At 66.6% G+C, this 25,266-nt stretch carries 28 protein-coding genes and 1 tRNA gene; 17 read left to right on the forward strand and 12 right to left on the reverse strand.

Annotation, left to right across the window (positions count from 1 at the left end; genetic code table 11):
- Positions 1-125: 125 nt before the first annotated feature.
- Positions 126-848, forward strand: coding sequence for a hypothetical protein (locus J8N05_RS14085; protein WP_210882992.1), 723 nt, complete (start codon positions 126-128; stop codon positions 846-848).
- 265 nt (positions 849-1,113) lie between these two features.
- On the forward strand, positions 1,114-2,046 hold the full coding sequence (locus J8N05_RS14090) for a hypothetical protein (protein ID WP_210882994.1): 933 nt from the start codon (positions 1,114-1,116) through the stop codon (positions 2,044-2,046).
- Positions 2,047-2,356: 310 nt separating this feature from the next.
- Here the strand turns inward: J8N05_RS14090 and J8N05_RS14095 are convergent, their stop codons facing one another.
- From J8N05_RS14095 to J8N05_RS14120, 6 genes are all read right to left on the reverse strand, one after another.
- Positions 2,357-2,686, reverse strand: coding sequence for a hypothetical protein (locus tag J8N05_RS14095; protein WP_210882996.1), 330 nt, complete (start codon positions 2,684-2,686; stop codon positions 2,357-2,359).
- Positions 2,687-3,476: 790 nt separating this feature from the next.
- Complete coding sequence (locus tag J8N05_RS14100) at positions 3,477-3,968, reverse strand: hypothetical protein (RefSeq protein ID WP_210882999.1); 492 nt, start codon at positions 3,966-3,968, stop codon at positions 3,477-3,479.
- The gene (locus J8N05_RS14105; protein WP_210883000.1) at positions 3,961-4,965 is read right to left on the reverse strand and encodes a hypothetical protein; all 1,005 of its coding nucleotides are present in this window, start codon (positions 4,963-4,965) and stop codon (positions 3,961-3,963) included. The genes J8N05_RS14100 and J8N05_RS14105 overlap by 8 nt, the downstream gene beginning before the upstream one ends.
- Positions 4,966-5,096: 131 nt before the next feature.
- Positions 5,097-6,428, reverse strand: a complete 1,332-nt coding sequence (locus tag J8N05_RS14110; protein WP_210883001.1) for a hypothetical protein — start codon at positions 6,426-6,428, stop codon at positions 5,097-5,099.
- Between the two features lie 462 nt (positions 6,429-6,890).
- Positions 6,891-7,301 carry a hypothetical protein gene (locus J8N05_RS14115; RefSeq protein WP_210883002.1) on the reverse strand — a complete coding sequence of 137 codons (411 nt, stop codon included), beginning with the start codon at positions 7,299-7,301 and terminating at the stop codon, positions 6,891-6,893.
- A gap of 532 nt (positions 7,302-7,833) precedes the next feature.
- Positions 7,834-8,217, reverse strand: coding sequence for a hypothetical protein (locus tag J8N05_RS14120; protein ID WP_210883003.1), 384 nt, complete (start codon positions 8,215-8,217; stop codon positions 7,834-7,836).
- 263 nt (positions 8,218-8,480) lie between these two features.
- On the opposite strand from J8N05_RS14120, the gene J8N05_RS14125 reads away from it, so the two are divergent.
- On the forward strand, positions 8,481-9,275 hold the full coding sequence (locus J8N05_RS14125) for a GntR family transcriptional regulator (RefSeq protein WP_210890177.1): 795 nt from the start codon (positions 8,481-8,483) through the stop codon (positions 9,273-9,275).
- Here the strand turns inward: J8N05_RS14125 and J8N05_RS14130 are convergent.
- Entirely contained in the window at positions 9,259-10,302 is a 1,044-nt protein-coding gene (locus J8N05_RS14130; protein ID WP_210890178.1) for a tetratricopeptide repeat protein, read from the reverse strand. The genes J8N05_RS14125 and J8N05_RS14130 overlap by 17 nt on opposite strands.
- Before the next feature lie 426 nt (positions 10,303-10,728).
- On the opposite strand from J8N05_RS14130, the gene J8N05_RS14135 reads away from it, so the two are divergent.
- The 10 genes from J8N05_RS14135 to J8N05_RS14180 all read left to right on the forward strand — a co-directional run bounded on the left by J8N05_RS14135 (position 10,729) and on the right by J8N05_RS14180 (position 16,942).
- On the forward strand, positions 10,729-11,085 hold the full coding sequence (locus J8N05_RS14135; protein WP_210883004.1) for an SCO3933 family regulatory protein: 357 nt from the start codon (positions 10,729-10,731) through the stop codon (positions 11,083-11,085).
- 2 nt (positions 11,086-11,087) lie between these two features.
- Positions 11,088-12,443 (forward strand): FtsK/SpoIIIE domain-containing protein, encoded by a 1,356-nt coding sequence (locus tag J8N05_RS14140; protein WP_210883005.1) that lies wholly within the window; start codon positions 11,088-11,090, stop codon positions 12,441-12,443.
- An 84-nt stretch (positions 12,444-12,527) separates the two neighbouring features.
- Positions 12,528-13,235, forward strand: coding sequence for a DUF2637 domain-containing protein (locus J8N05_RS14145; protein WP_210883007.1), 708 nt, complete (start codon positions 12,528-12,530; stop codon positions 13,233-13,235).
- Between the two features lie 21 nt (positions 13,236-13,256).
- Positions 13,257-13,448: a mobile element transfer protein gene (locus J8N05_RS14150; protein WP_210883009.1), complete on the forward strand. Its 192-nt coding sequence runs from the start codon at positions 13,257-13,259 to the stop codon at positions 13,446-13,448.
- A gap of 11 nt (positions 13,449-13,459) precedes the next feature.
- The gene (locus tag J8N05_RS14155; protein ID WP_210883010.1) at positions 13,460-13,615 is read left to right on the forward strand and encodes a hypothetical protein; all 156 of its coding nucleotides are present in this window, start codon (positions 13,460-13,462) and stop codon (positions 13,613-13,615) included.
- Between the two features lie 24 nt (positions 13,616-13,639).
- Positions 13,640-13,954: a SpdD-like protein gene (locus J8N05_RS14160; protein ID WP_210883011.1), complete on the forward strand. Its 315-nt coding sequence runs from the start codon at positions 13,640-13,642 to the stop codon at positions 13,952-13,954.
- Positions 13,955-14,042: 88 nt separating this feature from the next.
- Complete coding sequence (locus tag J8N05_RS14165) at positions 14,043-14,228, forward strand: hypothetical protein (RefSeq protein ID WP_210883012.1); 186 nt, start codon at positions 14,043-14,045, stop codon at positions 14,226-14,228.
- Positions 14,221-15,600 (forward strand): replication initiator protein RepSA, encoded by a 1,380-nt coding sequence (repSA, locus tag J8N05_RS14170; protein ID WP_210883013.1) that lies wholly within the window; start codon positions 14,221-14,223, stop codon positions 15,598-15,600. Before J8N05_RS14165 ends, repSA begins: the two co-directional genes overlap by 8 nt.
- A complete protein-coding gene (locus tag J8N05_RS14175; protein WP_210883014.1) occupies positions 15,597-15,809 on the forward strand; it encodes a helix-turn-helix domain-containing protein in 213 nt (70 codons plus the stop codon). Before repSA ends, J8N05_RS14175 begins: the two co-directional genes overlap by 4 nt.
- Positions 15,809-16,942, forward strand: coding sequence for a tyrosine-type recombinase/integrase (locus tag J8N05_RS14180; protein ID WP_210883015.1), 1,134 nt, complete (start codon positions 15,809-15,811; stop codon positions 16,940-16,942). The genes J8N05_RS14175 and J8N05_RS14180 overlap by 1 nt, the downstream gene beginning before the upstream one ends.
- A gap of 92 nt (positions 16,943-17,034) precedes the next feature.
- Here the strand turns inward: J8N05_RS14180 and J8N05_RS14185 are convergent.
- A tRNA-Val gene (locus J8N05_RS14185) sits at positions 17,035-17,109 on the reverse strand.
- 196 nt (positions 17,110-17,305) lie between these two features.
- On the opposite strand from J8N05_RS14185, the gene J8N05_RS14190 reads away from it, so the two are divergent.
- Both J8N05_RS14190 and J8N05_RS14195 read left to right on the forward strand, forming a co-directional pair.
- Positions 17,306-18,103, forward strand: a complete 798-nt coding sequence (locus J8N05_RS14190) for a DUF4097 family beta strand repeat-containing protein (protein WP_210883016.1) — start codon at positions 17,306-17,308, stop codon at positions 18,101-18,103.
- A gap of 179 nt (positions 18,104-18,282) precedes the next feature.
- Positions 18,283-19,587: a coiled-coil domain-containing protein gene (locus J8N05_RS14195; RefSeq protein ID WP_247706271.1), complete on the forward strand. Its 1,305-nt coding sequence runs from the start codon at positions 18,283-18,285 to the stop codon at positions 19,585-19,587.
- Positions 19,588-19,977: 390 nt separating this feature from the next.
- Here J8N05_RS14195 and J8N05_RS14200 read toward each other — a convergent pair whose 3' ends face one another.
- Positions 19,978-20,322: a hypothetical protein gene (locus J8N05_RS14200; protein ID WP_210883020.1), complete on the reverse strand. Its 345-nt coding sequence runs from the start codon at positions 20,320-20,322 to the stop codon at positions 19,978-19,980.
- A 110-nt stretch (positions 20,323-20,432) separates the two neighbouring features.
- Here J8N05_RS14200 and J8N05_RS14205 point away from each other — a divergent pair, with 110 nt between their 5' ends.
- Positions 20,433-20,657, forward strand: coding sequence for a DUF2277 domain-containing protein (locus J8N05_RS14205; RefSeq protein ID WP_210883022.1), 225 nt, complete (start codon positions 20,433-20,435; stop codon positions 20,655-20,657).
- A gap of 28 nt (positions 20,658-20,685) precedes the next feature.
- Here J8N05_RS14205 and J8N05_RS14210 read toward each other — a convergent pair whose 3' ends face one another.
- Complete coding sequence (locus J8N05_RS14210) at positions 20,686-21,354, reverse strand: DedA family protein (protein WP_210883023.1); 669 nt, start codon at positions 21,352-21,354, stop codon at positions 20,686-20,688.
- A gap of 375 nt (positions 21,355-21,729) precedes the next feature.
- Between J8N05_RS14210 and J8N05_RS14215 the strand changes: the two genes are divergently transcribed.
- On the forward strand, positions 21,730-22,341 hold the full coding sequence (locus tag J8N05_RS14215; protein WP_247706712.1) for a superoxide dismutase family protein: 612 nt from the start codon (positions 21,730-21,732) through the stop codon (positions 22,339-22,341).
- A gap of 60 nt (positions 22,342-22,401) precedes the next feature.
- Here J8N05_RS14215 and J8N05_RS14220 read toward each other — a convergent pair whose 3' ends face one another.
- Positions 22,402-22,854, reverse strand: a complete 453-nt coding sequence (locus J8N05_RS14220; RefSeq protein WP_210883025.1) for a DoxX family protein — start codon at positions 22,852-22,854, stop codon at positions 22,402-22,404.
- 84 nt (positions 22,855-22,938) lie between these two features.
- Complete coding sequence (locus tag J8N05_RS14225; RefSeq protein ID WP_210883026.1) at positions 22,939-24,975, reverse strand: FAD/NAD(P)-binding protein; 2,037 nt, start codon at positions 24,973-24,975, stop codon at positions 22,939-22,941.
- Positions 24,976-25,266 lie beyond the last annotated feature (291 nt).

The following is a 25,266-nucleotide window of genomic DNA, read 5'->3' on the forward strand; positions in this document are numbered from 1 at the left end:
AAATTTGGTTTGTATGTAGGGAGCTATGTCCGAGCGACCTCCAAAAGGCACCCTTCGTTAAATTTATCGAGGACGATCCACTCCTCTTGGATCGCGCTATCGTTGCCCTAGAGCAGTTCACGAACATGGCGATCGGCATCCCCCAAGACGAGATTATGCGGCGGGATAGAATAGCTGATAGGGGAATGCATCGCTCGATAGAGCGTATCACCCAAGCGGTCCCATTTGAGTTCACGCCCGATCATCACAGTCAACAGCTCGCTAATTTCCGCATCGCCGGGCGTGCGTTTAATGCTTCCGGGCTGCGCTTCGAAAACGTAGTCGCAGATATGGGCATTGCGGCGGCTCTGGATTTGAACATTGACGTGATCTTCAACAGCTATGCGTCAGGGGCGGCAGGGTTGGTTCAAGAAAGGCCCCAAGTTGGTGACCGGCTAGTATTGGCGGAGCAAATCACTGGCTTTCACACTTTGGATTATCTGGGACCGCAGGGGGCATTCCATGAAAGTCTCCATGATCTCCGATCCCACGCACAGATCGCCGAGTTCCGCAAGTTGCTTGCGGAAACCGAAGTCGAGGGCAAAGACCTCAAAGTCCTAGCGGCAGAAGTGGCAGCGCAGGCCGATCGGCACGCGCGCGATGTTCTTGATCGATTCATTAAAGGTAAGGGAAAAATTAGAACCTATGGCGTCCCCGCGGCAGCTGTGTTCCTAAACCACATCCTCCCAGGTGCAGGAGCGGCCTTTGGGGGAATATTCAGCGCTAAGGACTGGCTAGACGATCGAGAGGTAAAGAAGCGCGTCGGCTGGGCTCCATTCGTCCTTGATGCGCGCAACCCTCGAAAATGATCGAGGTTCGGCAGCATTGATTCAGCGCGCCGAGTGGGGTGTTCATCCGGCAGTCGCGCGTGACTATTCCTTGTGATGTAACACCCACCGTCAGGGGCACACATGGGGCCCTCGACACGGTGCTTGGTGAGCCGGTCGGGGGTCGGCGCGCTGTGGGGTGCCCGCGTCCTCGAAGGGCTGGCCCGACACGGCTCGGTCGGCTGGAGTAGGGAGGCGTCTAGAAACTCCGAGCGGCGGCTGGTTCGGTCTGCTTAGTCTCGTGGTCATGAGTGATGGTTCTCTGGTGGGGCCTGATGGCGGGCGCCTGTTTTGCATCCCGATCAACTCGGTGTTCGCGCAGGCCAGTTCAGATGTGCTGCGTGCGTTCCGTGAGCACGCCAGCCGCGCGGTGGAGTTGCCGGCGGGGGCAGTGCCGGGTGGAGTGTGGGCTAATGAAGCCGAAGCTCTCAACTCCATGCCTGAGGGGCCGGAGCGGGACGCCCGGTGGGATCTCCACAATTTGCTGGTCGACGCATGTCGGCTGATCTGGACACACGCGCTCGACCACGTGCGCGCGCTGGAGTACGACTTGATGATGTCGCCGCCTCCGGTGTGGTCGCCGTTGACTTTGTGTCGGGCGACGTTGGAGGGTGCGGCCTTCGTTGGTTATCTGTGCGACCCGGCTGTGTCGGTGGGGCAGAGGATTGCTCGGGCGGCCAGTCTGAGGGTGAAGGAGGCACAAAACCAGAGCGGGGCGGCCGTAATGCTCGGTCCGGAGGAACAGGCCGCTGCCGTGCGTGACATTGCAGAGGCTGAGCAGCTGGTGACCGCTGCGGGCGCCGTGCAGCAGGTCAACCGGCGCGGGAGGCTGGCCGGGTACGCGGTGGATGGGGAGTCGGCGCCTCTCGACCACAGCATCTCTGCGGAGATCAGGGCGTTCCTGCCGTCATGGAGCACGAGCTCGTACCCATTGGTGTCCGGTGCGGCGCACGGACGTCCCTGGATGATTGCGCGGGGGCGGTCGGCAGACGGCTCCTGGACAGGGGAGGCCGCCACGGTGGTGGCCGCTCTGATCACCGTCATGGGTGCTTTGGAGGCAGGCATCGAGGCGTGGGGGACGTACCTGGGGCGGGATGTCAGTACTGTCCTGGTGGAAATGGAGGAGGCGCGGATGTCGTTCCTGTCGGACTCTTTCGGCCTGGCGTACAGGTCGTCCTGAGTGGTCGGACGTCGGGACAGTGCCTCGCCCAGGGGCGGTGCTTGGAGCTCGCGCACTTCTATCGCTGGCCTATCGCGATCAGTGCGCAGCAACGACAAAGAGCGGAACCCAGTGAGACTGGTTCCCGCTCTTCATTCGTGGCATCTGCACTGATTAATCGCATCATCGCGCTGGTTGAAGCGATGTGCCCACGGCAAGATTCGACGCTGAGCACACTGCTCCGGAGGGCCCTTGTGGGATCGACTCCTCTGCTGGTCAGCCAGCCATCCCAGTGCGAGTAAGTATCTCTTGTCCACGCATGGTCCAGCTCCTACTCCTCGATCCAGTCCTCCGATACAGCTCGGATGAAGGTGACTAGGTCGTCTTCTTGAGGTGGAATGCGTGTTGGATGCCGCGATGCGAAGACGGCGTAGTAGCGGTTCACGCGCCCACGAAGTTCATCCTCTTGAGGTTCTTCCGTGACCACGGCCAGGTGGACCTTCCCAGGATCCCCGCATGCCGTAAGCGGACGCCCATGGCCGTCGTAACCCTCGTGAAGCTCGTCCTCGGTCTCGATCAGATCGTCGGCAAGAGCTGAGTCCTGGAGGACGAACATGCGCCCGGCCTCGTCGAATAGGAGAACAGGATCTGCCGGATACATCAGATTGTTCCTCCAAGGCGACGGTGTTCGACTCTGTTCCGAATCATTGCTTTATGACCGTCAGCGCCCTCGCTGCGATTCACTCGCTCCCGGCGACGCCTCGCGCGCCTCTACGGTCGAATCTCTTGTGAAGGTAGCCACTAGCAGTCAGAGCCGATACGAGTGACAGCGTGTTAGTGAGTGCATTCGCCATCTCACTGAAAACCGGGCATGCCAAGATCACTATGACGATCACTGTGATCACCCAAATAGGTGCGGCCGGAGTAAGCGTAGTGGGGTGGACCTGGGTAACGCGCATTTCGATGTCTCCGCGGTGGTCGTTTGTTCGTCCGTGTCGCCCCAGCTTTGCCGGATCGATGGCGTGGCGAACAGGGAAAGTCGATGCCGCAATGATGACTTCACTCTGGAGGCATGGCTAGCGGGCAGCACGCTATTCACATAGCGGGCATAACGGAATGCGATCCGTTTGGTCAATCTCTATCGCGTGACCTTGACCTGCCCTTATGTAAATACCTCGTGCGACAAATAGGTGCAAAAACCGGAGACGGGTTTCTGGGCCCCGGTGAGGTGGGTGCGAAAGGACAGAAAGTACACATTGTCGACCATTATGTGTGAGGCAAGTCACGTCCGGCCTGCGGCAGATGCAGGGTCGCACCCGCAAGCGAATGCGCCACTGTCAGGCGGTCGTCGCACCCGTCAACCAGTGAGCCTGTGGAGTGCTGTCGGTTCAGCGGGACGCATGCAGTCGCATGGTGTGATGTGACCGGCGTGACTGGGTGCCATATGAGGCTTACGTTAGGGATTGCAGAAAAGCCGAGCGGATTCGGCGCATGATCATGAAAAGCGTCAAAAGGAAGTGAGCTAGAAGGACTATGAGGACACTGCTCAGCCAACAATTAATCTTTTCCATGCCCATGCCTGAAGCCACTCCCAAAATGCCTGAAGCTGCCAGGGCGATGAGGAGCGCGTACGTGACATTTGCTTGCAGCTGTTTTGCTAGCTTTAGGCGTGTGTTCTGGGCGCCTAGGCCGCCAGCCTGAGCGGCTTTGGCTGCCACATCAAAAAGTAGCACCAAGAGGTTGAAGAGAAGTCCGGCCAAAATGGCGAAGGCGGCCAGAATGTTGCCAACTCCTTGCACCTTCCAATTCAGGAAGACGCTCAGCGCGCCTAGCAATGCAGGCGCGCCGAAGAAGAACGAGACCTCTCCCCACATGATTTGGTTAGTGGCGTGGCTTCTTAGAGTTTGGAAATGATCCTTGATGATCGGTACTAGATCAATCATGCGGATCAACGGGAGCCTCCAATCGGTAACGATCCCAGAGCTCGGGCCAGTCGAAGCCTCGCCGCATGGCTTCAGTACTCATGCCCATTGTCTGGGCGATATCTTCGGCTAGATCTCGGGCTTTCGAATAGACCCAAGAGTCTGTCATCTCCGGGAGACCGTCCCGCTGGAGCTCGGAATCCAGGTCGTAGAGCATGGCAGGAGTTGTGCCGGACGATACTGACAAAGTGCGCATCGAACCGGCGATCTTGACTACCACCTTCATCTCTCGATACTCGACGCCGCGCCATTCGAGCATGCTGGACACGTCTGTGTCACCGGAGAATGCTGACTCGATTTTCTGCTTCCCGAAGGCGCCGAGGCGCGGTGGCCGCATCACCACCTCGATAGATCCGAGATCACGTTCCGTGCTACCCATTCCAAGCACCTCTGCCACGTCATGGGGGATAGCTTGTCGAACGAGGCGGATGGCTTTGATCTCGCCACTGGCAAGGTACGTTCCGAATGCGGCTTCAGAGGTCATGTTGTTGATCTCTAGTGTGTAGCCGGAATGCTTAGCTGCGAAGGCTTTCTTGAATGCCTCGGACAGGACGGCAATAACGCCATTGCCCTGAAAGCGTTCAGTAAAAAGGAGGCCGGAAGTGGAGTTGTGGGGAACGATCACGAAATTGCGCAGGTCGGTGAGGTCGATGTGATCTTCCTCCTTCTGGAAGACGACCTGACCTGAACTTCTGTCACGGATCCTGGATTGCGCTCCGTAGCTCCCGTAACCCAGCTTGAAATTAAGCGAGCGATTATCTTTGTGAATCTCCTGGCATTCCAGAGATCTTTCTTTGCTTGTAATCTCGTAAGGGCGCTCTTGTAGACTTAGGAGAAAGCCGTAAATCTCTTTGAGGAGATCTCCTCCGCATCGATCGAAGTCATCGAGTGGCAGATACTCTGTTTCCCGATTCCTGCGAATCCTCACTGCGTAACTTGCGAGCGTGTACTTCGCCACTCGGCACCTCCCCTGGTGAGTATCAGATCTTCCCACAGCTGCGGTGAGTTGATGCTGCCAAGGGCAAGGCATGCAAGTGGCGGCCAGGGGATGCTCACGACGGTCAGTGATCACGCCTGCAGCGGTCAGCCTCAGACCATCTGGAAGGCTGAATCCTCCTGGCTTGGCCAGGCGAGCGTCACGCCAACTCGCCGGCACAGGGTGATCCACCGGAGTTCGGACGGTTCTCGTTCGACCCATAGGACTGCCGACACAGTAGGGGCCCGGTCGCTGAGCTGATCTTGATAGTCGAGGACCTGACCAAGTCCTGCACGAAGCTGGCGAGCTTCGTTGGCGGGTGTCAACGACTTGACCTCGCAGACCGTCAGTCCCCCCTCGGCGTCGCGCCAGGCTAGATCGAAGTTGGGATCGGATACGTCAGGAGACAACGCTGTAAAGCCCCGATTCTGTGCATGTCTGGCGAGCTCGTTCTGCAGCCTTCGGTGTGTGGACAGATTGCGGCCCACTAGATCTGGATCGGGTGCGCTCGGTGTGGCGGGCGTGGGCCTGATGCTTTCGTCTGGCGTCACGTAGTCCTGCCCGATCGCGACTTCCGGGACGCTGATGGTGGCCCTGACCGGGACGAGGTGGAAGCGAATCACCTTGCGGAGGTCGCCACCTCCAGTGGCTGGCGCCTGATGCTCCGAGTAGGGATGGTCGGGGTCTAGCGTCCATTCTCCGAGGTACCGCACTGTTCCGCGGGCGCCGTCGAAGAGGCGCAACCGTTTGCCTGTCTCGCGGTGCTCCAGGATCGCCTTGTTACCTCGAACCATCCTCTGATCGCCGGTTTGCCCTTCGCCGGTGTAGTGGAACGTGCCGTCCTCGTTCCATACGTCGAAGTAACCGTGCTGGTGCCCCGAGCTGGCCGCGGTGAAGATGAGAATGTTGTTCGTCGTGGCTGACGGGCTGATCCCGTTTTGTGAGCTTCCCCCGAACTGTGCGTGCAGTTCGACGCGGCGAATCCCTCCACCCGGGTTGAGAGTCCATCCGGGGTCTTCTTCTTGCGCTGAGTTGAGCGCCTCGCGGATCGCCTCCCACTGAGCATCATTCAGCCGGTGGGGGTTCCGTCCTCCGGGCATTGTGAGGATAGTGGCGCCGGACATGCGCGGGTCAGCGGCAAGTTGGGACTTTGGAATGCGCCGGTCCAGCCACTGGTCGACCTCTATCGGGACGTAGTCGCGCTCCCCTGGATCAGTCAGCCAGTAAGCGGCGTCCGGCCTTCCGCGCGCGGCTTCGCCAGTGAGGTGACCGTAGGCGACGACCCCAGCGTTAGTGCCGGACATCCACAGGACGAATTGGTCGCCGGCTGATACGTCCCGCTTGTGCTGAGAGATCGTCCATGAGGTGAGCTCGTTACCCTCATCGCGGAAGCGCGGAAGGTCGAAGACACCGCTCGGATTGCAAGTCAAGAGCCACGCAGCCACAGGCCCCCCAGGGCTCCGGAACAGACAGGTGAGAACACTCTAGGGCAGGGGTCTGACACAGCTCTGACGGTGCCGTGCTGAGCGGAAGTAGCCCTCAACGCTGGGCTACCGGCCGTAACGGCTGCTAAGGCCAAGCTGGGCAAGGAAGGATCTGATGGCGCTGGACTGGCGCCCGAAAAGTTCGCGAGAGAGTCAAGGTCTCGCCGTAGGGCCTGTCCACCGCTGCCGATCCCGCCCCTCGGTGCGATCTGCGGGCCGGGGGGTCGTTGAGGGTGTGTTCGCTGCTCACGAGAGGTGCTAGCGGTTCACATCGGTTGCCTACGGTTTGTGTAGTTGCTGCACATCTCTGCCGTACAGCGGAGATGTGTAGCCCCGCGCCTCTATGATCAGTCCCCTTCCCCGAGTGCCCACTCGTTCTGGCGCAAAAAGCGGCACAGGAACAATCACCACCGTTTGCACAAGTTATGAGCGCTGGCTGGGTGTCAGTCCGTGACCGTACCCAAGCTCGAAGCCGGCTTCGTCACCCATGAGGATGGAGTTAGCCGCGCCGGCGAACATCTCGCGTGCATCCTCCAAGCCGTCTGCTTGCCTTTCCAAATATGTGTAGTAGTTCGTTGTGTCCCCACTCAGAGTGTCTTCCAGGAAAGCGCGAAGAGTCCGGACACTTCCCCACACGTTACGGCCGTATCCCCACATGCCTTCAGGGCCAGTGATAGCCAGCCGTAGATGCGCCTTGTACAGACCAGGCATCGCGCTTTCGAGATCGTCAAGTGCCTTGCGCAGAACCGACGATTCCGGTGGTTCTTCCGGAGGGGGATCGCTCTTGTAGAGAAGGACATGAAGAACGTGATCGAGAGGTTCGGCTGCTTCCATGAACACCAAGTAAGACTCTCGCCGTTCTTCCCGAATCTGGCGTCGGTGGTCCGCCTCGCGCTGGTCATGGGTTTGCCGACGGGAAGCGACCTGTGTGATCCAGGTTGTACCGAGAGTCCCGGTTACGCCGACGGCTGCCCCAAGGAGTGCTGCTAGTCCTTGATCCATAAGATCATTGTGGTCGCAACAGGCGCGAGCTGTCCCAAGCTTTGACGGTGAGCAACGACTTGCTCAAACCCACCACTCGCCCCAGCTCCCATCCCGTCTGCCGTCGACCCACACATCGTGGAGCGGGCGTGGTTCAGGGCGTCAAGGTGGAGCGCGCCACTGTACGAACGACCTTGACGCCCTGGGCCGCGGCTGCTCGGCTCTGCCTGGGGCGATGGCAGACGGGATGGGAGCATCTCAACGCACGCCCTCTGCGGGCCGCAACTCGCGAACGTGCCCCGCCATCTCGGAGCCTGAGCGCCCCCGCCGGAGGCATGCTTGTATCTCCTACCAGACCGCCGCGGGATACTCAACGCACGTCGAATCAACCCAGGCTCTCAAGGCCGAGCTTTGCCAAACGGGAGCCGATGGCGCTGGGCTTTCGGCCGAATTCCTTGCCGAGGGAGTCGAGGTTTCGTTCGCCTTGCTGGTAAAGGGCAAGAAGACGTTTGTCGTCTTCGGCGGACCAAGGTGCGCCCAGGCGGGGGTACCGCGCTCGCAGCTCCTCCGGGGATTCCCGGATCTTGCCTGGCTGGGCATCGAGGCAAACCGAGTCGATGATCCCTAGAGGGAACTGTCCGACCTCAGTGCCGGCGAGCCAGAGCGTCAGGTGCTCATCCCGGAAGGTGAGTCGGTCCGCCTGGATAGTGACAGCTCGGCGTAGGACGTCGCTGTCGTGTGGGTCTTGGCGGTAGTCGGTGAACGTCACACGGAATACGGCGTGTTCTGCGGATGCCCCCATGTCGTAAGTCTGGCCAGCGACTCACGTGCTTGGTAGATCATTTCTCGCCTACCCGCTGTACGTAGCGCGCCGTGCGCGGGCCTTGATGAAGTAGGGAAAGTTCTACCGCGCACTCTGAGCGTCTTTGATCATCTGCGTCGGGCAACCTACTCACGTGAGCAGGTACAGGGCTACGCTTGCTGCGCCTGAAGACGTCAGGACGTCGCGACGACAAGGAGCGTGCTCACGGGATGGGACCGAAGTCTGAGCGGGTCTACCGCACGATTCGCGAGTGGATCACGACAGGCAAGTACCACCCCGGTGCCAAGCTTCCGTCGGAGCGGACCTTGTCCGAGGAACTGGAGATCGGCCGCACCGCCCTTCGTCAGGTGCTGGCGAAGCTGGTGGCTGAGGGTGCCGTCGAAGTGCACGGCCGTAGTTCATACCGCGTTCCCGATCGGTCCGTAGCCACGGAGACCCCGACGGACGTCGAGCCGTGGCAGATCCATGGCGAGCGGACTCTGTACGACAACCGCTGGGTGAAGCTCGGTCTCGTCGACGTCGAACCGCCCGGTGTCGAGCGCTTTGAGCATCACGTCGTACGCCTGCATCACGTGGCCATCGCTGCCGTCATCGACCATCAGGACCGTGTCCTCATGATGTGGCGGTACCGATTCGTCCCCCAGTCCTTCGGCTGGGAGCTCCCTGGCGGGATCGTCGACGAGGGGGAGAACTCCTTGCAGGCGGCCCTGCGCGAGGTCGAGGAAGAGACCGGCTGGCGGCCCGACGGGCTTGAGCACGTGGTCACCTATCAGCCGATGGTTGGCATGGTCGACTCGCCGCATGAGATCTTCGTGGGCCAGGGCGCGAAGCTCGTTGGCGAACCGACCGACCTGGAGGAAGCCGGGCACATCGCCTGGGTTCCCCTCGCCGACGTACCTGGCCTGATGGCTCGTGGTGAACTCATGGGCTCGGGAACCCTCGTTGCTTTGCTGCACGTGCTTGCTTCCCGGGGTGACGGCGCTTCGCCTACAGCCGCTGGGTGAGCTGTTCGATTCGGCGTCGGTGACGCACGGACCCCGTACGGCTTGCCACCAAGCGAGCTTGGCGCAGGTGCTCGTGCGCCTGGTCGTACTCGCCGCGGGCCACGTGCGCCTGCGCGAGATCACAGCGCAGTCCTGCTGATGCCCGGATGAACGTCGGATCGGTCGCTTCCAAAGCGGTGTACAGGCTGCCTACCGCTTCCTCATCGCCTATCAGGGCCAGTGCGTTGCCTCGCCACCTGGCCAGGTGACCGCCGTTGAGGAAGATGCTCAGCATGTCGGGGTCGCGGGCTTCCTCGCCCGACGGTAGGCACTTCATCGCGTTGTCGAGTGCGCGCCGGCACTCATCCTGGAGCCCTGCTCTTGCGCAGATCTCGGCTTCGGCCGCGTACAGCCATGCCCTGAGCCGCGGGGACATTGCCTTGCCGCCGAGTCGCTGCGCGTCTCGTACCAACTCGACAGCCATCGGGGCCCGGCCCGCATCGCAGAGTACGTATGCCTGCTCCGCGGTGGCGTGAGCCAGATACATCGGCTCGTCTGCCTCCTGGGCGGCCCGCTTGCCCAACTCGTAGTGGCGCCAGGCTCGTTCGACCGCTCCGACGTCGAGTGCCTGCCATGCCGCCAAGGTCGCCGCTCCGGCTAACGCCACCGCTACCGGGCGTCGCGTCTCGGGCAGTACGGCGAACGTGAGGGCGTCTTCCAGCGTCGACAGGTGCGCGGTCATCTGGTCGACAAGGCTTGCCGCACCGAGCTGCCGGTCGATGGTCCGCAGTAGTTCGGTCTGGTCCATGAACGTCTTCACCATGGTCTGGCTGACGTTGCGGGCCGCGTCGATACGGCCCATGAGCTCGTCGTAGCCGTCGACTGCGGAGCCGCTGGTTGGTGCCTCCGGCTTGCCGGTCAACTCGTCGTCCGTGACGCCCAGGAGGACGCGGAGGATGCTTGCGTACCGGGTCGAGATGGCGCGCCGGCCGTTCTCCCACTCCGAGACGTACACGCGCAGGCTCGCTGTCGACGCGACGCTGAGCATGTGCTGACGCGCATGACGCTCGATCTCGCGAACCAGACGCTCTTGCGACCATTCGCGCGCGGTTCTTGCTGTCCTGAGTCCGTTCATCACCTGTGCCGCTCCGCATGGGGTGTTGAGCCGTAACAGCAGCATGCCTCACATCGGTGCAGGTCGGCAGGGGTTAACGAGACGCGTGTTAACCCCTGTTGGCTACCGAATCGTTGGCGCGAGCGCTTCTCTAGAAGTGTCGCAGCAAAGCGAGTTGCACCACCGGAGTCACTGCAGCACTTGACTTCTGGTGCGCACCAGTTGCAACCTACTGGTGCGCACCAGTAGGACGGTGCGAGTGCCTGCGGCTTCGCTGCGGACCACCCGTCAACGCACAGGAGCGGCGTCCCCACCGCCAAGTAAGCACGCCGCTCCCACCCTCAGAGAGGTACTTCCATAATGCGTCAGATCCCCGTCGACACTTCCAACGCCACCGTGATGGTCGCCAAGGCTCCGCAGACGAAGCTGAAGGACCGCCGGACCGGTGAGATCGCCATGGACGCCGAGACCGGCGCGAAGCTGCTAACCGTGGACGTCATGTTCGCGGCAAACAACGAGGTGGAGATCCTTTCCCTGACCGTTCCCGAGTCGGGCGTCTCCGAGGAACTGGTCATGGGCACCCCGGTCGTGCTGACCGGCCTGATCGCCCGGCCGTGGGAGAACGAGTTCAACGGCCAGAAGCGCCACGGCATCGCCTTCCGCGTGGTCGCGGTCACCTCGCTGGCTGTCGCGGGCTCGGCTTCGCAGGCGGCCTGATCATGACTGCCTTCCTGATCGCCCTGGTGCTGGTCGTCGCCGCTGCAGGTCTCCTGCGGTGGCGGCGCCCCGCCTGGTACTGGCTGGTCTTCGGCGTCACCTTCGCTGTCCTGCGGGTCCTGGTCCGTTACGTCTCAGTCATGGACGCCTGCGGGCTGACGGTGCCGCCCTCCCGGTGGCGCCTGGCCCTGGCCCGGATCACCAACCGGCCGGTGCCCGAGTCTCGTGTCCCGCGCATCCTGCGGGTCCGGCCCACCCGTACCGGCTTGGTAATGCGCCTCAAGCTCCGGCCGGGGCAGGACGCCTTCGACGTCTCGGCCGCGTCGGACCGGCTCCGTCACTCCTTCGGCATGTACGGCGTGACCTCTCGTGAACTTCGCTCCGGCGTGGTGGAGGTCCGTATGACCGGCTACGACGTGCTCAAGCGAGTACAGATGCCGGCCACCGCTGCTCCCCGGCCGATGCGGGTACCGGTCGCGTTACGTGAGGACGGTTCGGTCCACTACCGCGACTACCGGGCCGTGCCGCACGGGCTCACGCTCGGCGCCACTGAGTCAGGGAAGTCCGTGTATCAGCGCAACCTCGTTGCCGGACTCGCCGCGCAGGACGTCGCCTTGGTCGGCATCGACTGCAAGCAGGGTGTCGAACTCTTCCCGCTCGCCCGGCGTTTCTCTGCTCTCGCCGACAACCCGGACACTGCCCTCGAACTCCTCGAAGCACTCGTGACGCACATGGAGGACGTCTACCAACTCATCCGCGCTCAGCAGCGCATCAGCGTCAACGTCCCGGACGCACAGATCGCCGCAGACATCTGGGACCTGCCCGCCGACATGCGCCCGGTCCCGGTCGTGGTCCTGGTCGACGAAGTCGCCGAACTCGCCCTGTTCGCCACCAAGGATCAAGAGAAGCGCCGGGATCGCATCGTCACCGCCCTGGTCCGGCTCGCCCAGCTCGGCCGTGCCTCCGGGATCTACCTGGAGATCTGCGGGCAGCGCTTCGGCTCCGAACTCGGCAAGGGGATCACCATGCTCCGCGCCCAGCTCACCGGCCGTACCGCGCACCGCGTCAACGACGAATCCTCCGCGAACATGGCCTTCGGCGACATCGCCCCGGATGCCGTCCTCGCCGCCATCCAGATCCCCACCGAAACCCCCGGCATCGCCGTCACCGGCGACTCCTCCGGCGGCTGGGCCCGCATCCGCGCCCCGCACACCTCGCTGCGCCAAGCCGTGAACATCTGCAACAAGCACGCCGACCGGACCCCGGACCTGCCCGCCCTGGAGCCCTTCCGGCCCGTGGTGGCTCCGCTGCCCTCGGCCCGAGTGCCGCTGTCCAAGACGGCCTCCGCCACCGCTTGATCCTCCCCGCACCCCCGGTCGGCGCGACCGTCCCTCGCGCCAGGTCCCTACCCCCTCCATGCCTCATTGCCGGAAGGAGCCGTGATGGCCCGCCCCGCCCTCCGAGTTGACGCCGTGCTCGTCCAAGCCGTCATCGCCGGGGCACTCTCCTTCGCCCACCTGCACGACCTGGCCGCCGCTGCCGGACAGAGCGGCTGGAAAGCCTGGGCCTACCCGATCAGCGTTGACCTGCTCCTGGTCGCCGCCTGGCGACGACTGCGCTCCGACGGTCCGTCCCGGCTGGCCTGGTGCTGGTTCGTCATCGCCCTGGTCGCCTCGCTCGGCGCCAACATCGCCACCGCCGGGCTCCTCGACCTCGACCGGGTCCCTGCCTGGCTGCGCATCCTCGTCGCCGCTTGGCCCGCCCTGGCCTTCATGGGCGGCACGCTCCTGGCCCATTCTGCCAACGACCACCCGGCGGCGCCCGAAGTGCCGGCTGCGGCACCGGAGCCCGAGACCGGTCCCGAACCGATCACCTCGTCTGAGCTGGGACCCATGCCGGTCGCGCTGAACGAGCCGGAGGAAACTCCCGCACTCCCGGCCGCCGCTGTGCCGACCTCAGCTCCTGAGCCTGCCCCGGGTCCGCCCATGGCTGCGACTCCGTCGGTTCCGGCCGCGCTGGTCGACCACGCACGCAAGGTCGCCGCCGACCACCACGCCCGTACCGGATCGCCGATCGACACCGACACCCTGCGCCTCCGCCTCGGCGTCCCGTCCCAGCTCGCCCACGCCATCGCCGCCCAACTCGCCTGATCAGAAAGGAGCGCCACCGACATGCCTGCTCGCGACCACTTCCACTCCGTGATGCGGATCGGGCCCGTGCAGATCGGCACCCACCGCGACCGCAACGGCCAGACCAAGCACGCCGTTGTGTGCACCAACGACCGGTGCGGCTGGTCCGCCGACTACGGCAGCGCGACCGCAGCCCAGCTCGCCGCCCGTACCCACCGCTGCACCGCCCGATAGGAGCCCGCCCCGTGGACGTCCCGCTCTGGCTCGCCCTTGCCGCCGTCGGCTACCTCGGCATCAAGCTCATCCGCCCGCCCCTCTGGCTGGTCCTGGTGCTGCTCCTCGGCGGCTACCTCATCGCGGACAGCCTCCTCGCCCCGGTCATCGACACCGCCGTCAAGTAAGCCGTCCCGAAGGGAGATCCGCTGATGTTCCGCCCGAAGATCCCGGCCATGCCGCAGCCCACCGGCTTCATCACCCCGCCCGTCGTCATCGAGCCGACGGCTGTCATCCAGCACACCCCGACTTCCCCCGCGCCCGTACCCGTTGCTCCGACTCGGCCGACTGTTCAGCTCACCCCTGGCGCCGTCGTCGCCCTCGTCGGAAGCGGCACGGCCGTCGTCCTGGTCGTCGGCGCCGTACTTGTCTCGATGCTCCTGGCGGTCGCCATTACTGGTGCGTCCGTCGCCATCTGCGCCTTGGTCATCCGCTCGCTCATCACGAGCGAGGCGAAGCACCGCTGACCGACTCCCGGGCGGCCTCAACCACCAAGTCTCCGCGGCCCGGGAGCCGTGCCCCTCTCCGATCTCGCAACCGGAAGGAACCCCCAGCATGCCCCCGCACAGCCACCCGCAGGCTCACATCTGCTCGAACTGCAACGGTCATGCTTCCGTCGCCATCACCCTCGGCGGACGTGACCGGCACGGCCACCTGCGGATCATCACCGCCAACTGCCGGGCCTGCCACGGCACCGGTACCTCCCGCCGCTCGACCGCAGGGGAGGGCGCCCGTGCCTGACGTCCTCCTCAACCCGATCACCCTCGGCGACCTGCTGAGGGTGGCTGCGGCCGACGACTTCGACCGCTGGCAGGACCAGATCCGCCGTACCGGCGGCTGCGCCGATCCGATCCACCTCACCGGCTGGACCCTCGCCAAGGACAAGACGACCGGCGAGACCCTGCACCGCTACTCCACCGAGAACGAGCCCGGCGGACGCCTCCGCGTCGCCTGCGGAAACCGCCGAGCCTCCCGCTGCCCCTCCTGCGCCTGGACGTACGCCGGAGACACCTACCACCTCATCCGCGCGGGCCTGGCCGGGGACGACCGCCGAGACATCCCCGCCACCGTTCGCGACCACCCCCGCGTCTTCGCCACCCTCACCGCTCCGTCCTTCGGACCGGTCCACAACCGTCCCGACCGAGGCGCCTGCCGCTGCGGCACCCACCATGCGTCCGATGCGCTTGAGCTCGGCACGGCACTCGATCCGAAGACGTACGACTACGCGGGCGCCGTCCTGTTCAACAACTACGCCGGACAGCTGTGGCAGCGGTTCACCAACCGACTGCGCCGCGAGATCGCTGTCCGTGCCGGCCTCACCCAACGCGAACTCAAGGAAGTCGCTCGGCTCTCGTACGGCAAGGTCGCCGAGTTCCAGAAACGCGGCGCCCTGCACTTCCACGCCGTGATCCGTATCGATGGCCCGGATGGACCCGACACCCCGCCCCCGTTCTGGGCATCGGCTGACCTGCTCTCGGATGCCATCAAGGCCGCCGCCGCGCACTCCTACACCTCTGTCTCCGTGCCTGCCATCGAGGACGAGCCTGCCCGCACCTTCCGGTGGGGCACTCAGCTCGACGTGCGGCCCGTGAAGGCGTTCGGCGACGGCTCCGACATCACTGAACAAGCCGTGGCCTCGTACGTTGCCAAGTACGCCACCAAGGCCGCCGAGAACACCGGCTCCATCGACCGCCGCATCGGCGAACTCTCCGAACTCGACCGCCACGGCGTCCCCGACCACACACGCAGCCTGATCGAAGCGTGCAAGCGACTCGACCCGCTGTACCCGGACCGGCGCCTCTGGGCCTGGGCTCACATGCTTGGCTTCCGCGGCCACTTCTCCTCCAAGTCCCGGCGCTACTCGACCACCCTCGGGGAGCTCCGGCAGGCCCGTGCCGACTTCCGTGCCGAGCAGGAACGCCGAGCACTCGGCCTCGACGACATCGAGCCGGACACCGTCCTCGTCCTCGCCGACTGGCAGTACGCCGGGCATGGCCACACCCCCGGCGAATCCGCACTCGCCGCCACCATCGCCCGGGACCTGCAACTCAACCGTGAAACCGCACGCGAAGCCCTACGCGACCAACGCGCCACGGAAGGAGCCGCAGTATGAAAGACCGCTACCTCAGCGTCGACCAGGTCGCCGAGCTGCTCGGTACGACGGCCCGTTTCCCTCGACGCCTGATTGCCGAGCGGCGCATCACCTTCGTCAAGGTCGGCCGTCACGTCCGCATCCCCGAAAGTGCTGTGGACGCCTTCGTGGCGGCGCACACCGTGGAGCCGATCACCGGTCGTACCTCGCACCTCAAGGCGGTGGCCTGATGCCCAACGCCAAAGGGCGCCGTCGCCGCTTCGGATCCGTACGCAAGCTGCCCTCGGGGCGCTTCCAGGCCCGCTACCGGGGCCCGGACGGTCTGATGCGCACCGCGGACAAGACGTTCGCCACGCAGACCGACGCGGACCGCTGGCTCGTGAAGCAAGAGGCCGAGATCCTCGACGGCAACTGGCAGAAGCCTGACGTCACGGTGACTTTCGGCGACTTCGCGGAGTCCTGGTTCAAAGATCGCGACTACGCCGCCACCACTCGGGAGCGCAACGCGGGCGTGCTCAAGCTGCACATCCTGCCGACCTTCCGTGCGGTTCCGCTGCGGGAGATCACCACACCGCAGGTACGGCGCTGGCGTACCGATCTCCTCGCTTCCGGGGTCGGCGCGGCCACCGTCTCCAAGTCGTACCAAGTACTGCGGGCCATCATGAACACGGCCGTGGATGACGGACTGATCCAGCGCAACCCGTGCCGGATCAAGGGTGCTGGGGCAGTCACTCACACCGAGCGGCCGTTCCTGTCCGTACCCGAGGTCTACCGGCTCGCCGAGGCCGTTCCGCCGCACTGCCGCGTCTTGATCCTCCTGGCCGCGTTCACGGCGCTCCGCTTCGGTGAGCTGGCCGCACTCCAACGCCGTGACATCGACCTGGAGGCCCGTACCGTCTCCGTTCGTCGCGCGTACGCCGAGACACGTACGGAGGGCCTCACGGTCAAGGCTCCCAAGAGCGCGGCCGGTGTCCGCACCGTGGCGTTCCCGGCCTCGCTCGTCGAGGAGCTGGCTCACCACCTCGCCGAGCACGCGAGTGCCGGCCGGACCGGGCTCGTCTTCGTCGGGGCCCGCGGTGGTGTCCTGCGGCGGAACAACTTCCGGAGGATCTGGCTCCGGGCGCTCGACTCGACCGGCCTCGGTGACGTCCACTTCCACGATCTCCGGCATACGGGGAACACCCTCGCCGCGACTGGTGGGGCGACCACGCGAGAGCTGATGCATCGTATGGGGCACTCGTCCGTGCGGGCTGCGCTCATCTATCAGCACCTCGTCAACGGGCGGGACCACCAGATCGCCGATTACGTCGATGGGCAGATCCGGAAGGTCAAGCGGCCTCCGCAGGATCCTTCTGGCACGTAAGTGGCACGGCGGCGAAAACGCGCCGACAAAGATCAAGGCCCAGGCATCCGGCTTCGCACCGGTTGACCTGGGCCTTAGTCGTGTCCTGGAGCTGGTGGGCGCGGACGGTTTCGAACCGCCGACATCCGCCTTGTAAGGGCGGCGCTCTACCGCTGAGCTACGCGCCCGGGACGAGTCGACAGCCTACATTGCCCGGGGTGGTGCCCCGCAAACCCGTTCCCGGGGGTGCCGTGCGGGGGTTTTCCCCACCCCCGATCCGGGAGTGGTCCGGATCCCCCGGCCGGGGCCGGATCCGTACGGTCGAAGTGTGTCCCGGTACGACGGGGCGAGGCCTTGGGCGTTCGGATCTGGGGGAGTTTCGGTATGAGTGGTCGTCAGCGTTTGTCGGGTAGTCGTGGGTGGCGGCGTCGTGGGGGGCTCGGTGCCGTCGGCGTGGGGGTTGTCGCCGTGGGGCTGCTTGCCTCCGGGTGCGGGAACAGCGCCGAGGAGGACAAGGATCCTGAGACGCGGTCCTTTCAGCTCCAAGGGCGTTCGCTGACCGTCGACTCCGACGACTCGGCGCTGGAACTCGTCGTGGGGGACGTGGACGACGTACAGGTCACCCGGTGGTTCAAGGCCAGTGTCGCGATCGGCAAGGATCCCGAGATCACCTGGAGCATGGACGAGGGCGACACTCTGAAACTGCGGGTGCACTGTTCCGGTGTGGTCACCGACTGCTCGGCCAAGCACCGGATCGTCGTGCCGCGCGGGGTCGCCCTCACGGTCAAGGACCAGGACGGGAGCGTGCGGGCCACCGGGTTCGAGGAAGCGCTCGATATTCGCGCCGCCGACGGGTCCGTGCGGGTTCAGGATGTTTCCGGGCGCCTTACGCTGCGTACCGAGGACGGGTCCGTCCATGGCAGTGGTATCGACTCCCGGCAGGTTGAGGTGAACACGCAGGACGGGGCCGCCCGTCTCGAATTCGTCTCCGTTCCGGACCGGGTCTCGGCGCGTGGGCAGGACGGGTCTCTCACCATCGGGCTGCCGGATGCGAAGTACCGGGTCACGACCGGTGCCCAGGACGGGTCCGTGGACGTGTCCGTGCCGCGTGACAACAGCAGCTCCCATGTGGTGTCCGCCCACACCCAGGACGGGAAAGTCACGGTGCGTACCGCGAACTAACCGGCCCGTGTGTTCGTCTTTACCTGGTGGGAGAATGAATCGGGGCCACCACCGGGGCAGGACGGATCTCAGCACGGGAGAGGGAAGTGACGGCGACACCGGCGACACCTTCACAGCCGTACACGCCGTTTGTGCCGTGCGCACAGCAAGTACCCCGGTCCCGTGCGGGCCGTGACCTGTTGGGCCTCGTTCTGCTGCCGCTTCCGCTGGTCGCGCTCATGCTTCCCGCCGCCTTCGCCGGCGGGGGTACGCGGCGGTGGTTCGGGGGGCGTTCCGAGAGCCAGCGGGCCGAGGCGCAGGCCGCGAAGGATGCCGCGGCGGCCGCGTTCTACGAGCTCGACACCGCGCAGCGTGATCTGCGGATCTCGATCGAGACCATCACCGCCGTCGACGACACCCCGCCCGCCCGGCGCGCGGTCGCCGACTTCGAGGCGCTCGGCCGGCGCATCGACGAGGTCAGTCATACGTACATCGACGCCGTCGACGCCCATGATCTCGACCGGGACGATCTGGAGGCCTCCGTCGCCGCGCATGCGCGTACGGAGCTGACCAGGGCCAAGGACGAGCTGGTCCGCGTCAAGCAGGAGCTTGATCGGTTCGAGCGGGGGCTCGGGCCGCTGCTCGGGAAGGCCGAGACCCAGCTCGCCCGGCTCGCCCCTGCCGTGGAGCGCGCCCGGCAGTCCCTGCTTGCCGCGTCGAACGCGCTCGACGCGGTGCGGGGGAGCGGCCTCAAGGCCGACGATCTGGCCGCCCGTCTTGCCGCGCTCGCCCCCGAGCTCACCAAGCTCAACCAGGGTGCCGGGCAGCACGGCGTGCCGGAGACGCTGGAGCGGGCCGACCGGGTCGCGCGGGACGCCGGGGCCGTGCGCGCGGAGGCCGAGCGGTTGCCGGAGCGGGCCACCGAGATCGACCGCCGTCTCGTGTCGCTGCGTACGCGCGCGCAGGCGCTCACCACGCGGTCCGGGCAGGTCAATCCGGTGCTCAGCGAGTTGCGGCGGCGGTTCGTGGCTGCGTGCTGGCAGGACCTCCAGCATGTGCCCGACCAGGCCGAGGAGGCCGTCCGGCAGGCGGAGACGAAGCTGGCGGAGGCGCGGGCCGCTCGGGAGGAGCAGCGGTGGGCCGATGCGACGGCCCTGCTGTCCACCGTGCGGGCGCTGTTGAACACGACCGATGAGGCGGTGTCCGCGGCGGGGGATCGGTTGCGGCGGCTGAACGAGGTGTCGAAGGATCCGCAGCGGGAGATCGAGCGGACGCGGTTCGCGATCCGGGATGCGCAGCGGCTCGCCATGGCCGGGCGCAACACGCCCGATCCCCGGCAGGCGCGGCCGCTCGACGAGTCGGTGGCTCGGCTGGAGCGGGCTATCGGGGGGTTGGAGGGGCGGCATCCGGACTACTGGCACTTTCTGACCGAGTTGGAGGGTGTGCGGGGGACTGTTGCGGGGGTTGTTTCGCAGATTCGGGAGGAGCGGGGGGCTGGGGCCTAGTCGGGTCGCCTTGCGGCTCCGACTCCGGCTCCGACTCCGGCTCCGACTCCGGCTCCGGCTCCGGCTCCGACTCCGGCTCCGGCTCTGGCTTGCGGCTTCGCCGAGGTGGGGAGTGTTTTGACTGCGGGGCGGTGGGGGTTGGTTGCGCAGTTCCCCGCGCCCCTGGGTGGGTGGGGGTGTGCCCGGGTTTTGGAGGTCCGGGCTGGCTTGGGTGGGGGACTTTGGCTGCGGGCCTGGAGGGGGCTGGTTGCGCAGTTCCCCGCGCCCCTGGGTGGGTGGGGGTGTGCCCGGGTTTTGGAGGTCCGGGCCGGTCTGGGTGGGGGACTTTGGCTGCGGGCCTGGAGGGGGCTGGTTGTGCCGTTCCCCGCGTCCCTGAGGGGGGTCGCGGGGCTATGACGGGGGCTGGGCCGCCGTCTCCCCCGCGTGCTTGACGCTCATTCTTGCGTCCACCTTTCCCGCTGGTGGGACCTCCGACCAGAAGCGGTGGCAGGTTACGAAGACCGCCAGTTCTCGTTCGCGTTGGCGGAGCTTTTCCACTTCTGCCTGTTCGTCGGGGGTCCAGCCCGGGGAAGCGGGGCGTTCCACCTTGCGCCAGCCGTGGTCGTCGCTGAAGCCGTCCAGGGGCTCGACCGACCAGGGGAGCCGCTTCAGCAGGGCCAGGAGTTCGGCCCGGACCTGATGCAGTTCCTCCTGACCGGCCAGGAGGTCGCTTGGGAAGTCGTAGGTCTCAGCCACCCGGCAATGGTACGTCTGTTCGATTTTGCGATGCGAGTTCTTTGGGGGACTTCCCAGGGGGAGTTCACACGAACGCTCGCGTTGTCAGTGCCGCGCGCGAGACTGGACGTATGTGCCGCAGCATCAAGACTCTCCGACCGCCCGTCCTTCCCGAAGAGGCCACGGAGGACGACATCCGCGCCGCCGCTCTTCAGTACGTCCGCAAGATCTCGGGCTTCCGCGCCCCGGCCGCCCACAACCGCGAGGTCTTCGAACGCGCCGTCGACGCCGTCGCCGAAGCCACGGCCGAACTGCTGGCCGGACTGGAGGTGAGGGGACGGACCCGCGCCTCCTGAGGCGGCCCCGTCCGAGGGCAGCCGCGTCTCAGGCGCTCGGGCCCGGCTCCGGTGCGGATACGGGTACCAGCGCGGATGCCGGCGTCTGCGACGGGCGTCGCATCAGGTACGCCGCCCCCGCGCCCGCCCCGAACAGCGCCACCAGCGAGATGCCGGAAGCGAGCCACGTCGCGCCCAGCCACTGGCCGCCGAAGTAGCCGAGAGCCACGCTGTACGCCGCCCACGCGAGGCCCGCGAGGATCGACCAGGGCAGGAACTCGCGTACGCGCCGGTGCGCGGCGCCCGCGCCCAGCGAGACCAGCGAGCGGCCCGCCGGGGCGAAGCGGGCGAGCACGACCAGCGTGCCGCCGCCGCGGGCGAGGGCCGCGCCGAGACGTTCCTGCGCCGCGCTCAGTCGCCGGGAGCGGGCGATGGCGCGGTCCAGGCGTGCGCCGCCGCGCCAGGCCAGCCGGTACGCCACCAGGTCGCCCAGGACCGACGCGGTCGCGGCGGAGAGAGTCAGGGAGAGGATGTCCGGCACGTGCTGGACCGCCGCTCCGGTGCCCGCCGCGGCGGCCGTCGCCGCCGTGATGACCAGCACGCCGCTCGGCAGTACCGGCAGGAACACGTCGAACAGGACCGACAGCGCCACCACGGCATAGATCCATTGGCTGTAGATCCAAGGGGTGCCGGACAGCGACCCCACACTCTCAAGCACCGAAACTCCCCTGTGTCTCCCCCGTAGGCCCGGACCGTGCCGTGTGCCGCGGTGTCGCGGGGGAGCGGCAGGAGCGGCCTGTGACAGCCATACAGCGTACGCCTCGGGTGGGGCAGGAGATCCACAGGGGGCTCGTGTGTTCGCCACACCATGTTCACCCGGCTGCCACACCCCCGGGGCGGACGGCCCGCAGGTCCCGTACCAACGGAAAGGGGCCACCGAGCACCCGAGCACCCGATCACCCGAGGAGCGGAACCGACGATGACGTCAGGCATAGACAGCACACAGGGCACACAGGGCACAGAGAGCACAGAGGGTGCCGAGGGCGCGGACCGCCTGGGTGGCATCGCGGGCGCCGTCGTGCGGCGAACCGTCCTGCTCCTCGCCGGGACTCTCGCCTCGGTCGCCCTCACCGCCTTCACCGCCGGCACCTCGGACGCCACGGTTTCCGCGGACTCCGCTTCCGCCGGCTCCGGTCCCGCCGACTCCGCTTCTACCGATTCCGATTCCGATTCCGCGCCCGGCTACCGGATGCGGACCGACGCCCGCTTCGCCCCGCCCGGCGCCTTCGTCCCGTCGGCGGCGGTCACGTACGACGGCACCGGACTCGTACCGCCCGCCGCGTGGATCGAGGTGAGTCAACGCAGCGAGGAACGCGGGCGTACGACCGTGGCGTTGCGCGTCACGGGGCTCAAGGCGGGGCACGCGTACGGGGTTCATGTGCACCGGGACCCGTGCGGCGCCGAGCCGGCCGCGGCGGGCGGGCACTATCAGCACCGGCCGTCCACGGACCCCGCCGCGGCCAACCCCGAGAACGAGGTCTGGCTCGACTTCACCGCGGACGACCGCGGCGAGGGCGGGGCGAGTGCGCGGCACGACTGGAACTTCCGGCGCGGCGAGGCCGCCTCCGTCGTGCTGCACGCCGAGCCGGGCGGTGCGGGCGCCCGGCTGGCGTGCTTCACCGTGCCCTTCGGGTGGGCCGGCTGACGGCACGCCCCGCGGAGGGGACGTATCGGCGTCGTGCAGGGACGCGTCGCGGCCTGTGCGTCAGGCCGCGACGGGCTCCGAGGGGCGGTTCTCCTCGGCCGTCGTGGACGGACGGCCGGGGATCAGCCGGTCCAGGCCGAACGCGCCCGAGCCGGTGAAGACGAGCAGGAGCATCGACCAGCAGTACATGGCCGCGCCCTCACCGCTGTTCTCGATCGGCCACAGCGCCTCGGGCTGATGGACCTTGAAGTACGCGTAGGCCATCGCGCCCGAAGCGATGAACGCGGCGATACGGGTGCCGAGGCCGAGCAGGACCAGGGTGCCGCCGACGAGTTCGATGACGGCCGCGTACCAGTTGGGCCAGGCGCCGGTCTCGACGGTGGCGCCCTTGCCGTTCAGACCGCCGAGCACGCCGAGCAGCGAGACGGCCCCGTGGCAGGCGAAGAGCAGGCCGACGACGATGCGGAACAGGCCGATGGCGTATGGCTGGGCGCTGTTGAGGCGTCCGGTCATGTGGGATGACTCCTTCGGTGTCGGTACGGTCCTTGGAGGACCGGTGGGGAACGTAACCGAGTGAGTGCTCTACGTTAGGTCTGCCTATTCAATGCTTGCAAGTTCAACTTTGGGCCATGGCTTTTCGGTCGATACGGGTGTCGATACGGGTTCCGTTTTCGTCTCCGTGCCCCGTCCGACCTCGGCGGCAGCCGTTCGCAGGACGGCCCGCGCCACCGCGTCGGCGTCCGACAGCGTGACCGAGTCCACCCCTGGACGGACCCCGGCCGCGGTCACCCAGTGCACCCCCTCCGTGGGCACGCCGAACGCGAACCGCCGTGCGTGCGGCTGCCCTTGACGATCTATCAGGTGGTAGGGGCGCTGTGTTACGTCGAGCCCCCCTGTCTCGTAGCCGTCCACCGTGTGCGGGCGGCACTGGCCCGTCTTCAGCAGTCGGGCGAGCAGCGCGTCGGCGGTGCGCCGCAGATCCGGCTCCGGCAGCCGGGCCTCCACGAGCGTGGTCGCCGACACGGTCGAGCCGGGCACGTCGGGGGAGTGTGCCACCCATGCCCCGTCCTCGGCCCGCACCTCAAGGCGCGGGCCGATCACCTCCAGCACGCCCGCCTCGATGAGCGCCGCCATCTCCTCGATACGGCGCCGGGGCGGGCCGATGGACAGGAACGCGTTGAGCGGGGTGTACCAGCGGTCCAGATGCTCCCGGCGCGAGGAGCCCGCGAGGCCGCCGTGGTCGACGATCTGCCGCAACTCGTTGCGCAGGTCGCGCAGCACGTCGAGAGCCGCCTTGAGCGGGCCGTCGACATTGCCGAGCGCGGCCTGTTCGGCGTCCTCGCGCAGATGGGCCAGCAGCCAGCCCCGGAAGTCGGCGGGACCGGTGAAGACCCGTCCGCCGTGAGGGCGTGAGACGCGGTCCCAGGACCAGCGGTCGGCAACCGCGATCCCGAACTCGTCGAGCACCGCCACCTCTTGGGGGTCCCGGTGCGCGACGGCGAGGAACCGCTCACGGAAGCCGCGTACCGTCGGTGTCCCCGGTGTCCCCGGTGCTCCCGGGATGCCGGTAGTGCCGGTAGTGCCGGTGGTGCCGCGGGTCAACAGCGTCTCGTAGTAGACCGTTTCGACCTCCTTCGCCACCAACGGCCATATCTCCGTGAGGAAGTCGGGGGCGTCGCCCGAGTCCGCGCGCTTGCGGAAGCCGGAGATGGCCTCCGGGGTGAGCACGAGCGGGAGATGACGGCCGTACGGGCCCTTCGCGTTGTCGCCGCGCGCCTGGTACGGGATGCCGCGGCGGGAGCCGGCCACCAGGCGCGGCTCGCGGCCCGAGGGGAGGTAGCGCGTACCGGCCGGGGTACGCACGAAACGGCCGCCGCGGCCCGTCGTCAACAGGGCCATGTGGTCGAAGAAGTTGAGGCCCAGACCACGCAGCAGGACGGTCTCGCCGGGGGCGACGCGGGAGAGGTCGAGGTCCGCCGGGTTGGCGGGCGGGACATGGCGGAGCCCGTGCCGCTCGGCGTGCGCGGACAGCCGCTCCTGCGCCTGGTCCGCCACCGCCGGCAGATGGCCCTGGGCGAGGACCACGGCCGCCAGGTCCGTCAGGGCGACGCCGTTGTCGAGTACGAGGGTCTGGGGGCCGTCGGCCGTGCCGTCGAGGCGGGTCGCGCGCGCCCGGTGCGTCTCGATCCGCAGGGCGGGCGGCGCCCCGCGGACCACCTCGCCGAAGACCCACTCCAGGTACCGGCCGTACTGGGCGCGGGTCGGGTAGTCGTCGGGCCCCAGCGGTCCGACCGCTTGCGAGCCTGCCCAGTCGTGGAGGCCGGGTCCGGGGCGTATCGGGCCCGAGCAGTCCACGCTGTCGTCGGTGAAGAGGGTGACCTGCGAGGCCACGGTGTTCATCAGCAACTCGGCCGGCTGCGCGGTGCGCCAGACGCGGCCGGGGCCCGGCGGGGACGGATCGACGACGTGGACCGTCAGACGCGTACCGGGCGTGAGGAGTTCGGGTGCGGAGGCGCACAGGCGTTCCAGCACGCTGGTGCCGCGCGGTCCGGCGCCGACCAGGGCCACGGAGAGGCGGTCTGTTGGTTCCGACAAGGGTGTGACTCCCGGACAGGTGGGGCATACGCGGCTCATCGCCCCGGTGGAAGCGGACGGTCCGCATCATCATGCCGTCGCACGCCACGGGAACCGACCCCTGGAGCGGATCAACGGTGCCGGTTGTGGGATGCCTCACGGGACGCTCGGTACTCATGCGCACCAAGCACCAACATCACGGGCAACACGCGCAATAGACGTACGAGGCGCCGTCAGACGTACGAGGTCCCGTCGGCGGCAGCGCCTCGTAGGGGCAGTGCCCCGCAAGAGGTGCGGGGAACCGCGCGCCCGGCCCCCACCGGGCCGGCAGCCGAACAACCGCCCCCAGGG

Origin of the sequence: Streptomyces liliiviolaceus (assembly GCF_018070025.1) — a bacterium.
Taxonomy (GTDB): domain Bacteria; phylum Actinomycetota; class Actinomycetes; order Streptomycetales; family Streptomycetaceae; genus Streptomyces; species Streptomyces liliiviolaceus.